Here is a 13,778-nt window from a genome sequence, read left to right on the forward strand (position 1 = left end):
TTAAATGAAAAAGATTTTATTATCAACAGTCCACCATCCTGATGTGTCTTTAAAAAATTTAGAATATGTTTGTGAACAAGTGCAAACAATTTTTGATGAGGTTTACTTAACAATAAGTAATGTAACATCATCTAAAATCCAAAGTAGCTTTAGTGAGAACTCTTTTCATTGTCTTACAATTTTCCCCAATGGAGCAGCGGATGCTAGAAGAAAAGTTTTGAAATTTGCATTAAAAAATGTTAGTGAAAAAGTTAATTATTTTTATTGTGATTTTGATAAAGTAATTGTTGCACTATTAAATCGAAATTTTTAATTTAAAAATTTTATTTCAGCATTAAATTTAAAGAACGAATATCGAATTATAGGAAGAAATAGTCAAGATCTTGAATTATATCCTGATACTTGGATTGAAACAGAAAGAATTACTAATAAAGTTGCTGCAACAATTTTCAAAATTGATAATGTTGATTTATTGGCTGGTTGCTGCGCGTTTGATAGTAACGTTGGAAAAGTAATCGCTGAAAATTCTACGGAAATATTAACAGATACAGAATGGCCATTAATTTGTAAAGACAGCCAAATAATGATTAATTATGATGAAGTTTCATTTCTGCCATTTAATTTTCAATATAACAAGGGTAGAAATGATTATGAGTGGCTGGGGTATATTCCCACGATTGAAGTTAGCCTTGCAGGCTTTTGATTCTTTTAAGAAACACATGTAGATTATATAAGTTTATTTTTAAGGAGAAGATTTTTATGGAAATAGCTTTAAATGAGTTTTTCCCTTATTTAGCGGCTGTTGTATATTTTTTATTTCAAGATTGGTTTAAGAAAATTCCAAAAGAATGGTATTTATCCGCAGCAATTATTATTCCAATTTTAGTTATATTTTTTCCTTTGAAAATACATGCTAATATAATTCGACTTATTTTAGAATCATTACTATTAATATTGGCTTATCATGCTTTTTCGAAGAAATTAAGTATGCCTGTTACTTTAGGTATATTTTTATTATCAGGATTATTAATGGCAATTTTGATATTTTGTTAGAATTTCTGAGAAAAATGAAAGCACAATAATATAGTAGAGGAACAATATGTACTCAAAACTATTACCAATCGCAACAGCCATTAATCCGCGTGAACTAGGTGGATTAACAGGTTTTAATAATCGCAAAATAAAAATGCATCGGCTTCTTAGAACCGGTGATCTTAGTAAGATGTCGCAAGAAGACAAGCAATTTCTAAAGAATTACGGCGTTGTTAAAATTATTGATCTGCGTTCAAAATCAGAAAGCGTTTCTCATCCTGATCCTCAAATTGATGGCGTTCAAAAAATTTCTATACCACTTTCCAGCGAAGAGGGAACATTAGGTGGGGAAAGTAATTTAACTCAAGAAGCAAAGTTATATAATGAGAATCCGCATGCTGCATTTAAAATGATGTGTGATCATTATAGAGATCATGTTGTTGCGGCACATGATCAAAAAACTGTTCGTCAGGTATTGAAAATATTGGCTGAAACTGAAGAAGGGGCGATTATTTTCCATTGTACTGAAGGAAAAGATCGCACAGGTTTTGTTGCTTTATTTGTTTTATATATTTTAGGCGTTGACTTAGAAGTAATACGACATGATTATCTGGCATCAAATGAAATATTGGCTGAATATCGCGCAGCTCGAGATAAGAGATTTAAAGAAGTCGGTAAAAATTTAACTTTTAGAGCTAATATGCGGGTGTTGAGCTCAGCATCTGATTCACTTTTTGACACAATTCTTTTAACTATTGAAAAAGAATATGGAAATCTTGAGACGTATTTAAGGGACGTTTTAAATGTGACTCCTGAATTAGAAACTAAATTACGCGAACTTTATTTGGAAAGATGATGTTATAGAAGCAAAAGTTTTAGGCAAGAATAATTGATGGTTTTATTTACTGAAAAAAGATAATGTATCATTACTTTTTCTAAGCTTTATTTTATTATTAATTATGTTAGATATTATCAATTAATTTATAGTTAAGGTAATAAAATACAAATTTATACTAAATTAACTGATCTTCGCGATAAAATGAATACCTTTTGTTCCTTATCCAAAGAAGAAGTAGAAAGTATTGAAAAAGATAAAAAATATGATCATATTTGGTCATCAAATGCTATTGAAGGAAGTTCTTTATCCAAGTATGAAACCGCTGCTTTATTAGAAACTGGTTTAACAGTACATGGAAAACCGTTCGTAGATCATTTGGCAGCACTTGATTTGAGTAGAACTTACGATTATGTTCAAGAATTAGCGATTGGAAAATTGCCTCTTGATGAAATTGCTATTTGTGATATTAATCGCCTTGTAACTTATATTGAAAAATAAAAAGTGAGTATGAATTCCTTAGTGTTCTATAAGAATAATCGTAGGAAATCATAGAAACCAAGTCAATCGTTAACAGTTTTAAATTGTCCACTGTATAGCTATGTAGTGAAATTGGTTAACTAAAAAAATAAGCGCATAATAATATTGAGGTGATTAATATGGAAATAAATATTAAACGTGATGGGCTTAAACTTCACGGTCTACTCGAAGGTACAGACAAAATTGAAAATGATAAAATTGCAATTTTAATGCATGGCTTTAAGGGTGATCTTGGTTATGATAATAGCAAAATTTTATATGCTTTATCTCATTATTTAAATGAACAAGGCCTATTTACAGTTCGTTTTGATTTTGATGGTTGTGGTAAGAGCGATGGCAAGTTTGAAGACATGACTGTTTACAGTGAAATCTTAGATGGAATTAAGATTTTAGATTATGTCAGAAATACTGTAAAAGCTAAACATATTTATTTGATTGGCCATTCTCAAGGCGGAGTAGTTGCTTCAATGCTCGCTGGCTATTATCGTGATGTCATTGAAAAGTTAGTTTTGCTTGCTCCAGCAGCAACTTTAAAGACAGACGCACAAGATGGTGTATGCCAGGGAAGTACTTATGATCCAAATCATGTACCAGAAATAGTTGATGTTAGTGGATTTGATGTTGGTGGTGCATATTTTAGAACTGCACAGCTTTTGCCAATTTATCAAACTGCTGAACACTACAACAGAAAAGTTTTATTAATTCATGGTTTAGATGACAAAATAGTTTCACCAAATGCTTCAAGAAAGTTTCATACCTTGCTTCCAGAGAGCGAATTACACTTGATTAAAGGTGAGGGACATATGTTTACGGGGAAAAATAGACCAGAAGTTTTGAAATTAGTTGGCGATTTTTTAGAAAAATAATTGATGAATTAAGCGGTTAGATGTAACTGCTTTTTTTATTTATCTGTATATCGAGCACGCTTATTAGATGATTAATTAATCTATGCTCCCGAACGTGGAAACGTAAGTTTTACATTGCCTTTCTTTGCAAAATTTATTCAATGGTATAAGGAGAATTATTTAATTTAAATAGCATTAAGTAAGCTAAAGAAATTTTTCTTGTAGCTTATTTTTTATTTATGATGTAGTTTTATCGAGTTAAAACGAACATATGTACGATAATGCGAACAAAAAGATGATATGAAAGAATTTATTAAAATGCAGGTTAAGCAAAACCAGATGATGCAAGAAACCATGGCGACGTTGACTGAACAAAGAGAAGATAAGAATAAAAAAAGAATTTTTTCACGTTGGTTTAAGCACTAATGTAGTAAGCAGAGATTGAAAATGATCTCTGCTTATTTTTATAGTTAAAAATTTTATAAATAATCTATTGAAATATTAATTAAGTTTAAGTAATATTTAATTTAAATAAAAAGTAAGATATGAAAATGGGGTGGAACAATTGCATAATTATCCGTTTGTTTTACATAATTTTGTAACTGGTAAACATAGTGTTAAGTTAGTTTTACCTGAAACTTGGCAGGCAAAAGATTTATTTGATCAACTTCAGAAAAATTTAGTTGAATTCTCTAAATGGCTTGTTTGGGCTGACAAAATTGATTCTGTTCAAAAAGAAGTAGATTCAATCAAGCAATTTCAACAGAAAATGGTCGATGGTACAGCATTTAATTTGGTGATTTTGGTTGATGAAACACCCGCTGGGATGATCGATTTACACGACTTAAATTTAGAATCAGGAGAAGTTGGATATTGGCTGTCGAATGATTTTCAGCATTTAGGAATTATGACCGAATCCGTCGAATTTCTTAAAAAGTATGCATTTGAGCAGTTGAAGCTTAATTATTTAGTTTTAAGAACTCATCCTAAGAATTTTGCTAGTCAGAATGTGGCTAAGCGAAGTGGATTTAAGTATCAGAAAATTGATGATAATGGTCATAAAAAATTTATCTTAAAAAAATAATGTTAGGATAACAGAAACATGGAACTAAAAAAAGTAACTAATCAAAATCTTTGGGATGTTGTAAATCTTAAAGTTAAGTCAGATCAAAAAGAATATGTTGCAGATAATGCGACTAGTTTGTTAGAAGCATACGCAACTCAAAATGAAGGTGAAAAAGTTGAAACCTTTGCTGTTTATGAAAAAGATAATTTGCGCTGATTGTAAAATTAGGTTTTAATCTTTCACTGGTTTATACGTTATTTATATGTGCACTAATTCTAGGTTCGGTTTTATTTAGTAGAATTTCTACTTTCGTTAATTCAAAAGGGATTACTTTGTTAAATACTGGAAGTATGATAGGTGCATTTGTATTAAGCGGGACTATAGGAAATAAATATTTACTACTCTTTCTTTTTCTATTAATTGAATTATTTATGGGAATGATGTCAGGACAAATTTCAGCTACTAGTAATGAAGCTATTTATGGAGAAAGCAATAAGTCGACTATGCTTTCAACTGTTTCATTTATTGCAGAGATCTTGGTTAGTGCTTCATTATTCGTAAGTAATAGTATTATGAAAGTTTTTGGAGATTTAAAAGTAATGTTTTTTGTTTCCGCAGTGTATTTTGGTGTTGTTTTGCTAACAATACCATTAATAAAGGAGAAACAAAATGTTAGATAAAACTTGGCAAAAGATGTATGAAGAAGCTAAAAGTGTACAGGGATTTAGACAAATATCTGATCATCTAGAAGCAGGCGGAGTAGCAGCTGCTGTTTTGAGTAATACAGGAAGAATTTATACAGGAGTTTGTATTGATACCGCCTGTACTTTAGGAGTGTGTGCAGAACGCAATGCTTTATTCAGCATGATCACTTGTGGTGAAAATCATTTCAAGAGAGTGTTAGCCATCATGTATAATGGAAAGAATGGCGCACCGTGTGGAGCTTGTCGTGAATTTATGGTGCAGCTTATGGAAAAAGACTATAAAAATATTGAAGTATTGATGGATTACGACAGGGAAGAAATTACTACTCTGGGGAAGTTAACACCTGATTGGTGGTTATAGTCATGATTACAATTGAAGCATTGCATAATTTCCCTAAGATAGAGAAAAATTGCAATTTAGGTACAGAAATAATTAAAACAATCAAAAATGAAAATTTTATTCTTCATAATAATGATGTTTTATGTATTGCTTCTAAGTTGATTTCTAAATCTGCAGGTCTGTTTGTTGATTTAAAATCTATTAATCCAAGTCAATTAGCCTTACGTTTGCATCAGCAAATACCCAGAAAAGATCCAAGACTAATTCAAATTATAATTGATCAAACCGAAGATAAGAGTGGTAAGAAGCTACAGATATCTAAGAACTTTATTGGTGGGTGGCTGCCGAATGGGTTGTTTTTAACCAGTGCAGGAGTAGATAAGATAGATGCTGATACTGCGATAATTTTGCCTAAAAATTGTGATGAAATTGCAAAGAAAATTAGTGATGATATTTTCGATCAATTAAAAGTTAGAGTAGCTATTATAATTACCGATAGTGATGGGAGAATTGATAAAAAAGGTGCTACTCAAATAGCAGTTGGACTGTATGGTATTTCTGGCTTAAGAAAAGGTCGGTATGAAGATAAAACTAATGTTGAAACTATCTGTGATATGTTAGCCGCCTCTGCAGGATTATTGATGGGGCAAAGAGGAAAAAGGCTGCCTATTGTTAAAATTCACGGTATGGATTATGTGTTTGACAAGACTGCAACAATTAAAGATGCAGTGAACTAATTTTTTATCATATATAAAAAGATCAACTTCTAATTGAAATTGATCTTTAAAGTTTATTATTTAATAGTGTCTTTGGCTTATGTTTAGTAAGAATCTCATGATTGCCTGTACAAACTAAGGTAAGTATTAATTTGTTTTTTGAAAAAGTATAAATTACAATCCATTGATCATAATTCAGATTACTATTAGAACTTAAACATCCAGGATGAAATTCGTTAAATCCCTTCCAATTTCCTTGCAGAGAATGGTGCTTAATTTTCTTTAGAATTTTATTATCTTGAGCAATTATTGCTTTTAAACACTGGGTAATTAATTTAATTGGATGGTTTTTCTTTTTTAATTCTTTTTTATAAGTTGGAGAAAAATAGACTTCTACTTGTTTCATAAGTTATCCATCCATTTATCTAGATCGTCTAAAGAACCTATTTTTTCAACATTGCCATTTTCTACTTCAGATTTTCCTTGTAAAGCTTCTGGTGTATCGAGAAAATTAAGTAACTCAATATCATCATCAGCTTTTCCAACTGCGAATCTTAGAAATTCTGAAAGTGTTATTCCTCGTTTATCTAAATTCTTTATGGCCTTATCTTTAACAGATTTTGATACACGAGTAGATGCACTACTGTTTCTTACCATATTATCCATAAAATCATCTCTTTATTTGTAATACCACTGTATTACATTTATTAAATATATCAAAATTATTTAATTATTGTGGAGGGAATTCTAATGATATCAAAACTAATTATAATTCGTGGAAACTCTGGCAGTGGCAAAACTACATTGTCTAAAGAAATTCACCATCGATTGCCACGCAATACACTATTGATTCCGCAAGATACAGTTAGAAGAGAAATGCTGAATGTTAAAGACGGAGAAAAGACATTTGCTTTGCCATTATTAGAAAATTTGCTTGAATATGGTTATCATCACTGCTCTTACACTATCTTAGAAGGAATCCTAAATGCAAAATGGTATGCTGATTTATTCAAAAAAGCCCAACAACTTTTTGGCGATCAAATCTATGCTTATTATTTCGATATTCCATTTGAAGAAACAATAAAACGCCATAAAACACGGCATGAATATTCTTTTAGTGAAGAAAAAATGCGTTCATGGTGGAATGAAAAAGATTATATTGGCTTTATTCCAGAGTATGCTTTTACCAGTCAAATGAATTTAGCTGACGAAATTTCAATTGTGATGAATGATATTCAAGCAGAGGACTAGCAATGACTCAAGACTACATTAAAACTTTACGCAAAAAAGTTGGTCATGAACCAATTATTCTAAATTTTGCTGGCGGAATTTTAGTTAATGATCAGAATGAAATCTTACTTCAAAAAAGATCTGATTTTGATGCCTGGGGGTTACCTGGTGGTGCTTTAGAATTTGGAGAATCAGCCCAAGAAGCATGCGTTCGAGAATTTTTAGAAGAAACTGGCTTAAAAGTAAGAACTAAATTACTATTAGGCGTTTCAACTAATTTTATTCAGCATTATCCAAATCAAGATGTGGCACAGGCAGTGACTATTGAATTTGTTGTTGAATTAGTAGAAAAAACGTCAAAAGAGGTCAGCTCTGAGACTCTTGACCTGAAGTATTTTTCTAAAGACAAATTACCAAAGATTTTTAACAAGCAACATCAACTTTTTATTGATCATTACTTTAATGAAGACTATCCATTTATTGATTAAGGGAGAGAGTATATATGAATGAAGAACCATTTATTTTAGGTATTGATTTAAGTAAACAAGCTGTAATAGAACCTGGTGTCGAAAATTTACAGTATAAGTTTCATGAAAAATTGCTTTTTGCGTTTGTCCCAGATGATGAAATTAACTCTTTTTTAGATAAACGCTCTCATAAGACTTTAGGCAAATTTAAAACTGTTTCGTTTAGGCCTAAGGTATATGAAGTGGAAGTCAATAATCAACTAATTACGTTATGTCAGGCTCCAGTGGGAGCATCAGCTTCAACTAAATTTTTGGATTGGTTGATCAATTATGGAGTTAAACAAGTTTTAGCTGTTGGAAATGCAGGAACACTGGCTGATCTGCCTGAAAACACGATATTTGTTCCACAAAGAGCAATTCGAGGAGAGGGTACATCCCTTTATTACAAAGAACCAGGTAATATTATTACATTAAATAAAAAGTTTGTAAGAAAAGTTGAGAATGAAATAAAAAAATTAGGTCTTCAATATGAAGAAGGATCAACTTGGACGACCGACGGCTTTTTCAGAGAAACATCCAAGCAAGTTTTACAAGCTAAAGAATTAGGTGCAAAAACTGTCGAAATGGAGTGCTCAGCTTTAGCTGCTTGTGCAGAATTTAGAAACATAAATTTTGCGCAAATTTTGTTTACTGCCGATAGTTTGGCTGATATGGATAACTATGATAAACGTAACTGGGGTCATGATTCATATAGCGCTGGCTTGAATATTGGATCTCAGGTATTAGTGAATTTATAATATTTCAACTAAAGATGGAGTAGGAAACCATGAACGAACAACCATTTATTTTAGACTTTGACAAAAATCCGCATGCTGTTCTTGAACCAAATCACGATCAAGAACCGTTTCATTTTCATCCAAGATTGCTTTACGCGTTTGTGCCAGGAAAAGAAATTACCGCATTTTTGGATCAGCATCTTCATCGCACTTTAGGCGAATTTGAATCATGCTCTTTTAATCCAAAAATCTATGAAGTTCAAATTGATAATGAATTGTTTACTTTGTGTCAAGCACCCTTGGGAGCACCAGCTGCTACTCAATTACTTGAATGGTTAATTGCTTATGGCGTAAAAAAGGTAGTAACTATTGGAACCGCGGGAGCTTTAGTAGATTTACCTGAAAATGCAATGCTTATTCCGACACGTGCTATACGTGATGAAGGAACCTCCTTTCATTACATGGAGTCTGGACAATATGTTAATTTAGATTCTCAATTTCTAAAAGAAGTAGAAAAAACTTTAGCTGAACTAAATATAGACTATGACGAGATAACAACTTGGACAACAGATGGTTTCTTTAGAGAAACGCCGAAAAAGGTTGCGCAGTTTCGTCAACTAGGTGCATCAACTGTAGAAATGGAATGCTCAGCTTTAGCTGCTTGTGCTCAGTTTAGAAAAATTGATTTTGCTCAGCTTTTGTTTACGGCAGATACATTAGCTGATATGGATAACTATGATGAGCGTGATTGGGGCGGTGAATCGCACAGAACTGGCTTAAGTATTGGAGCAAAAATTTTAACAAGGATTAAATAGATATGGATGAGAATATACAAATATTTTGGCATCAATTTTGTAAAAAGCATAACTTGAGTAAAAATACTCCTGTTGAAGCCTGGGCTTTTGGAGCTACAAGGGAAGATGCGAATGAATTGGCTTCTTTAGTAGGTAAAAGAATCAAAACTGCAACTACTTCGGCTTATGAATTATACAGCAAAGATGAAAAATTACCTGAAGTAGGCGATTGGAGCATTATTTTAGATGGTAATGGTAAACCAGTGTGCGTAATAAAAGATGTATGCGTTGAAATTATTCCGTATAATTTAATTTCTCAAGAACATGCGTATCATGAAGGAGAAGGCGATCGCACTTATAGTTATTGGCGAAAAGTTCATGATGAATTTTTTACACGAGAGTATAAAGAACGCGGAAAAGCTTTTTATCCTCAGGCACCAATGGTCTGTGAAGTTTTTGAAAAGGTAGAATAAAGCAACAAAAATTATCGTCTGTATAAAAATAGCTAGAAATAGTAGATACATGGTAAAATTAAGTCTATATGCTAAATTAAGAACGTATTTTAGTAAGGAGTTAACTTAAATATGAAAAAGACAGGCGTAATGAACTCAAATATTTCTCGAGTAATTGCTGACATGGGCCACATGGACTGGTTAGGTGTTGGGGATGCAGGAACTCCTGTCCCAGCTGAAACTGAAAAGATTGATTTATCAGTTAGACCAGGTTTGCCATCATTTATTGATGTCTTAGAAGAAGTTCTAAAAGAATTAGAAGTTCAAAAAATGTATATTGCTGAAGAAATTAAAACTGAAAATCCTAAGCAATTAGAGGCAATTAAAAAGACTCTTCCTAATGTCGAAATTGAATTTATTCCTCATTCAGAATTAAAGAAAGACTTAAAGTCCTCAAAGGCATTTATTAGAACTGGAGAAGAAACTCCATATTCTAATGTAATTTTAGAAAGTGGCGTAACTTTTTAATTAATTAGAAATGGAGGAATTATATGAAAGGAATTGCACTTTTAGTTGGATTGGGACCGCTTATAGGATGGGGTCTGTTTCCAACAATAGCTTCAAAGATTGGCGGTAAACCAGTAAATCAAATTATTGGAGCAACTTTTGGAACATTCATTTTTGCAGTGGTTTACAATTTGATGCAAGGAATTGCTCTTCCTACAGGGGCAGCTCTAATTTGGTCAATTATTTCAGGAATTGGTTGGGCTAGTGCGCAAATACTTACTTTCCATTCCTTTACTTTGGTTGGTTCATCACGTGCGATGCCGGTCACAACTGCTTTTCAGTTACTCGGGACTTCTCTGTGGGGTGTATTTGCACTAGGAGATTGGCCAAGTACAAATGACAAGTTAGTTGGTTTCCTTGCCTTAGCATTGATTGTTTTAGGAGCTTGGATGACCACTTGGAGTGAAAAGAAGACTGATGAAAACAGCGCCAAGTTAAGAAAAGCAGTTATTGTCTTATTAATTGGTGAAATTGGTTATTGGGCTTATTCAGCTGCTCCTCAAGCTGCAAAGATTGACGGTTCAAAAGCATTCTTACCACAAGCTATTGGAATGTGCTTAGTTGCAATTTTCTATGCAATTTATTTGAAAGTTAAGAATCCAAGTCAGGCAATTGCTCTAGCTCAGGGAATCTCTTATAAGCAAATTATTTCTGGTTTCTTCTTTGCCTTTGCGGCATTGACATACTTGATTTCAGCACAGCCAGATATGAACGGTTTGGCAACAGGATTTATTTTGTCACAAACTTCAGTAGTTTTGGCAACATTAACTGGTATTTGGTTCTTACATGAAAGTAAGACGAAGAAAGAAATGGTAGTTACTTTGCTTGGATTAGCTATTATTATTGGCGCCGCAACAATGACAGTGATTGTTTAATTTAATATGAAAAAACTACAGCTCTTTATATGATGAGCTGTAGTTTTTTTGTGGAGTTAAAGTTCTAGTGATTACAAATTATTATCTTTTTTCTTAAACCACATTCTAGCAAAATCGATTAATGGCTTTGCTTTAATAACCTTAATAAAGCTATTGTTTAATTTAACTTGATTAAATTCTTTAGGATAGTTTTTTTCAAAAGCTAGTCCTAAATCATTAAAATCATCATAAGAATCCATATCTATATTTTGGTAATCAGTCCAGATAGTCTTTCCATTTTTATCTATTCCGGTTGCTGCTGAACAGGTTTCCGTTTTTCTACCAATTGTTGATTCAGCGTAATGTAGCATTGTGCAAGTTTCATAATCAGTTCCTAGAAAAATGATTTTACCATCATTTTGATATAAATAATCTAAAGGACTATTCAAGCCATATGGCATATCAAGTGGCTGTTTGTTAGCGATTTGAACTTTATCTTTGCCCCAAATGGCAATGGGTAGATAGGGATGGCAACTACGTACTACATCAGGCAAATTTCTGAAGTATTCAGGTGTAGTGCCTACACCCTCACTAGGAGAGGTATCAGGATTATATGGTGGCATATTGTCACGAACTGCTTGAATTAGGTCATTTCTAACAGGAGGATACTCCCAGCTTGCTGGGTCACAATTAGTAGTGACTTCCGTCGGCATCATGATCGTGCCTTGACTTATTATTTCTTCTAAAGCGTGAACTAAGCTTTCCGGTCCACCGGGCACATAATAAAACTTACTTAAAGCAGTATGAACCATTACCTTGTCAGTAGCTTTTATCTGAGCAGTAATGAAGGTGCTTTTAAAGTCATCTTTTGTGGTGATTGTAGTAATTATATCTTGAGTCATAAGTTTCTCTTTTCTTGAATTCTAATCATTATTGACTGGGGCGATAGAATACTACTCTTGTTTTGATTTCTGCATTGTTGCTTTTATTTTTCTTGTTACTCATTTATAACTCCTTGTTTTTTAGTTTTTAGCTTTTATAAAGATAATTAAATAAAAGAATGCTGTTATTACTTGGGCTATACCTTCAAGAATGATTGCAGGACTAGCGCCAAAATTTTTAACAATGATTCCGCCTAAAAATGATCCAATTGGAATCATACAGTTAACGATACTGCTATTAATTGTGTTAATTCGCCCAAGCAGATTAGGGTGAAAACTTTCCTGGACTAGTACGCGAAAGTTAATATTCATCATACTGATCCAAAAGGTACTAAATAGAGCGAATAATAAAATTAAGATAGGAAAAATTGAGGCAATAATTGTCTCTAAAATAATAGAAACACCTGAAAGCATTAAGCAAATAACAATTAATAATCTTAACTTATTATCTTTAACATAGAAATGTTGCACTATGATACTGCCAAGTAGTCCACCAATTGAAGAAGCAAGCTCCAAACCACCATAACTTATAGCACTATTATTTAAATATTGTGTAGCAAAATAAGGTAGCCCTATTGAGGCAATTCCATAGAACAAGTTGGTTAGAGCAAATGGAAGTATTAAAATTAGAATCTTCTTTTCATTATGTAGAGCTTGCCATCCGATAATTAGATCTCTTAAGTAAGTATTATCTTCTTTAATCGAAGAAAATGATTGAATATTAAAATTAAGTCCAGTGTAGAATAATAACGCAAAAGCAAAAATTAATCCTGAAATTATAGTCGTATTTTTGATGGACAAATAAGTAATTAAAATCGTTGCGCCAGCATCTAAGAATAAATCCAAAGTCTGATATGACATTTGGAAGATGCCATTTACCTTAGTTAGATTTTTCTTTTTTACAATGATTGGCAATATTTTATCTTCGGCTGGATAGATTAAAGTTGAACCAATTGTAGATAAAATATAAGCGATAATCAGAAAAGTAATTGCTAAAGGATGTAAAGTTCGATCATTAAATAATGGAACAATTAGTAGGCTAAGAATAGTTTGAATAGTAGTTACTACCCGAAGTAGCTTTTTTAGATTTGACCTATCAATTATTGGTCCTAAAGTAAATGCAAGCATATCAATTGTCGAGTCTGCTATAAAAATTAGCGATAGTAATATTGACGAATGAAAATGGCTTTTAAAGTACCAAAGTATTGCCATATAAAATAGTGAATCGGCGATATTTGTTCCGATTCGTCCAATTAATAAGTTAACAACATTAGAATTATCTTTATTAGTTAAGTTTTTAAGCATTTTCCCGTTCCTCATTAATACGTATTTTTACGATATTTTGAAAGTTCAGGGAAAAGTTATCTATTTTAGTTAACAAACCCCAAACTTTCATCAAATTTGGAGATATTTATTAAATATAGCTTAATAACTGAAATAAAATAATTCAGTTTTAAGCTTAATCCTAAGTTATTTAGAATAAACACCTAGTTTTCACCTCGATCTAACAAGATAAAATTAGTATAGCATAGCAGAAAGTATTGAATAAATACCGCTTAGTATGAAAATAGTGCTACTTATAAAAAGATGATTGAAAATTAAAAAAATATTAGTAAAAT

At 32.0% G+C, this 13,778-nt stretch carries 21 protein-coding genes and 1 pseudogene; 18 read left to right on the plus strand and 4 right to left on the minus strand.

All coding sequences use genetic code 11. From position 1 onward, the window contains the following. Positions 1-4: 4 nt before the first annotated feature. The 11 genes and pseudogenes from QM512_RS03205 (at position 5) to QM512_RS03255 (ending at position 6,099) form a co-directional block, all read left to right on the plus strand. A complete protein-coding gene (locus QM512_RS03205) occupies positions 5-313 on the plus strand; it encodes a hypothetical protein (protein ID WP_282806082.1) in 309 nt (102 codons plus the stop codon). A gap of 446 nt (positions 314-759) precedes the next feature. Continuing rightward, the gene (locus QM512_RS03210) at positions 760-1,053 is read left to right on the plus strand and encodes a hypothetical protein (RefSeq protein WP_282806083.1); all 294 of its coding nucleotides are present in this window, start codon (positions 760-762) and stop codon (positions 1,051-1,053) included. Between the two features lie 46 nt (positions 1,054-1,099). Continuing rightward, on the plus strand, positions 1,100-1,888 hold the full coding sequence (locus tag QM512_RS03215) for a tyrosine-protein phosphatase (protein ID WP_282806084.1): 789 nt from the start codon (positions 1,100-1,102) through the stop codon (positions 1,886-1,888). 183 nt (positions 1,889-2,071) lie between these two features. Continuing rightward, a complete protein-coding gene (locus QM512_RS03220; RefSeq protein ID WP_282806085.1) occupies positions 2,072-2,368 on the plus strand; it encodes a Fic family protein in 297 nt (98 codons plus the stop codon). Between the two features lie 158 nt (positions 2,369-2,526). Then, positions 2,527-3,273 carry an alpha/beta hydrolase family protein gene (locus QM512_RS03225; RefSeq protein ID WP_282806086.1) on the plus strand — a complete coding sequence of 249 codons (747 nt, stop codon included), beginning with the start codon at positions 2,527-2,529 and terminating at the stop codon, positions 3,271-3,273. Positions 3,274-3,552: 279 nt separating this feature from the next. Continuing rightward, positions 3,553-3,678, plus strand: a complete 126-nt coding sequence (locus QM512_RS03230) for a hypothetical protein (protein ID WP_282806087.1) — start codon at positions 3,553-3,555, stop codon at positions 3,676-3,678. 139 nt (positions 3,679-3,817) lie between these two features. Next, positions 3,818-4,336, plus strand: coding sequence for a GNAT family N-acetyltransferase (locus tag QM512_RS03235; protein ID WP_282806444.1), 519 nt, complete (start codon positions 3,818-3,820; stop codon positions 4,334-4,336). Positions 4,337-4,354: 18 nt separating this feature from the next. Continuing rightward, positions 4,355-4,528 (plus strand): annotated as a pseudogene (locus QM512_RS03240) (GNAT family N-acetyltransferase); the annotation flags it as partial. Between the two features lie 122 nt (positions 4,529-4,650). After that, positions 4,651-4,998, plus strand: a complete 348-nt coding sequence (locus QM512_RS03245) for a hypothetical protein (protein ID WP_282806089.1) — start codon at positions 4,651-4,653, stop codon at positions 4,996-4,998. After that, entirely contained in the window at positions 4,988-5,383 is a 396-nt protein-coding gene (locus QM512_RS03250) for a cytidine deaminase family protein (RefSeq protein WP_282806090.1), read from the plus strand. Before QM512_RS03245 ends, QM512_RS03250 begins: the two co-directional genes overlap by 11 nt. A gap of 2 nt (positions 5,384-5,385) precedes the next feature. Beyond that, entirely contained in the window at positions 5,386-6,099 is a 714-nt protein-coding gene (locus QM512_RS03255) for a coenzyme F420-0:L-glutamate ligase (protein WP_282806091.1), read from the plus strand. Between the two features lie 46 nt (positions 6,100-6,145). Here the strand turns inward: QM512_RS03255 and QM512_RS03260 are convergent, their stop codons facing one another. Both QM512_RS03260 and QM512_RS03265 read right to left on the minus strand, forming a co-directional pair. Then, positions 6,146-6,484 (minus strand): type II toxin-antitoxin system RelE/ParE family toxin, encoded by a 339-nt coding sequence (locus QM512_RS03260; protein ID WP_282806092.1) that lies wholly within the window; start codon positions 6,482-6,484, stop codon positions 6,146-6,148. After that, positions 6,481-6,744, minus strand: coding sequence for a RelB (locus QM512_RS03265; RefSeq protein WP_282806093.1), 264 nt, complete (start codon positions 6,742-6,744; stop codon positions 6,481-6,483). The genes QM512_RS03260 and QM512_RS03265 overlap by 4 nt, the downstream gene beginning before the upstream one ends. An 84-nt stretch (positions 6,745-6,828) precedes the next feature. Between QM512_RS03265 and QM512_RS03270 the strand changes: the two genes are divergently transcribed. From QM512_RS03270 to rbsU, 7 genes are all read left to right on the plus strand, one after another. Next, the gene (locus QM512_RS03270; RefSeq protein WP_282806094.1) at positions 6,829-7,329 is read left to right on the plus strand and encodes a kinase; all 501 of its coding nucleotides are present in this window, start codon (positions 6,829-6,831) and stop codon (positions 7,327-7,329) included. 2 nt (positions 7,330-7,331) lie between these two features. Then, complete coding sequence (locus QM512_RS03275; RefSeq protein ID WP_282806095.1) at positions 7,332-7,796, plus strand: NUDIX hydrolase; 465 nt, start codon at positions 7,332-7,334, stop codon at positions 7,794-7,796. Positions 7,797-7,810: 14 nt separating this feature from the next. After that, complete coding sequence (locus QM512_RS03280) at positions 7,811-8,572, plus strand: nucleoside phosphorylase (protein ID WP_282806096.1); 762 nt, start codon at positions 7,811-7,813, stop codon at positions 8,570-8,572. A 29-nt stretch (positions 8,573-8,601) separates the two neighbouring features. Continuing rightward, positions 8,602-9,366 (plus strand): nucleoside phosphorylase, encoded by a 765-nt coding sequence (locus QM512_RS03285; RefSeq protein WP_282806097.1) that lies wholly within the window; start codon positions 8,602-8,604, stop codon positions 9,364-9,366. A 2-nt stretch (positions 9,367-9,368) separates the two neighbouring features. Next, the gene (locus QM512_RS03290) at positions 9,369-9,818 is read left to right on the plus strand and encodes an ASCH domain-containing protein (RefSeq protein ID WP_282806098.1); all 450 of its coding nucleotides are present in this window, start codon (positions 9,369-9,371) and stop codon (positions 9,816-9,818) included. Positions 9,819-9,929: 111 nt separating this feature from the next. After that, on the plus strand, positions 9,930-10,325 hold the full coding sequence (gene rbsD / locus QM512_RS03295) for a D-ribose pyranase (RefSeq protein WP_282806099.1): 396 nt from the start codon (positions 9,930-9,932) through the stop codon (positions 10,323-10,325). Between the two features lie 23 nt (positions 10,326-10,348). Then, positions 10,349-11,239: a ribose/proton symporter RbsU gene (rbsU, locus tag QM512_RS03300; RefSeq protein WP_282806100.1), complete on the plus strand. Its 891-nt coding sequence runs from the start codon at positions 10,349-10,351 to the stop codon at positions 11,237-11,239. 71 nt (positions 11,240-11,310) lie between these two features. On the opposite strand, the gene QM512_RS03305 is transcribed toward rbsU, so the two are convergent. After that, positions 11,311-12,120, minus strand: a complete 810-nt coding sequence (locus tag QM512_RS03305; protein WP_282806101.1) for an aminoglycoside N(3)-acetyltransferase — start codon at positions 12,118-12,120, stop codon at positions 11,311-11,313. A 120-nt stretch (positions 12,121-12,240) separates the two neighbouring features. Beyond that, positions 12,241-13,464, minus strand: a complete 1,224-nt coding sequence (locus QM512_RS03310; RefSeq protein WP_282806102.1) for an MFS transporter — start codon at positions 13,462-13,464, stop codon at positions 12,241-12,243. Between the last annotated feature and the right edge of the window lie 314 nt (positions 13,465-13,778).

This window comes from Lactobacillus isalae (assembly GCF_947539375.1).
GTDB classification, from domain to species: domain Bacteria; phylum Bacillota; class Bacilli; order Lactobacillales; family Lactobacillaceae; genus Lactobacillus; species Lactobacillus isalae.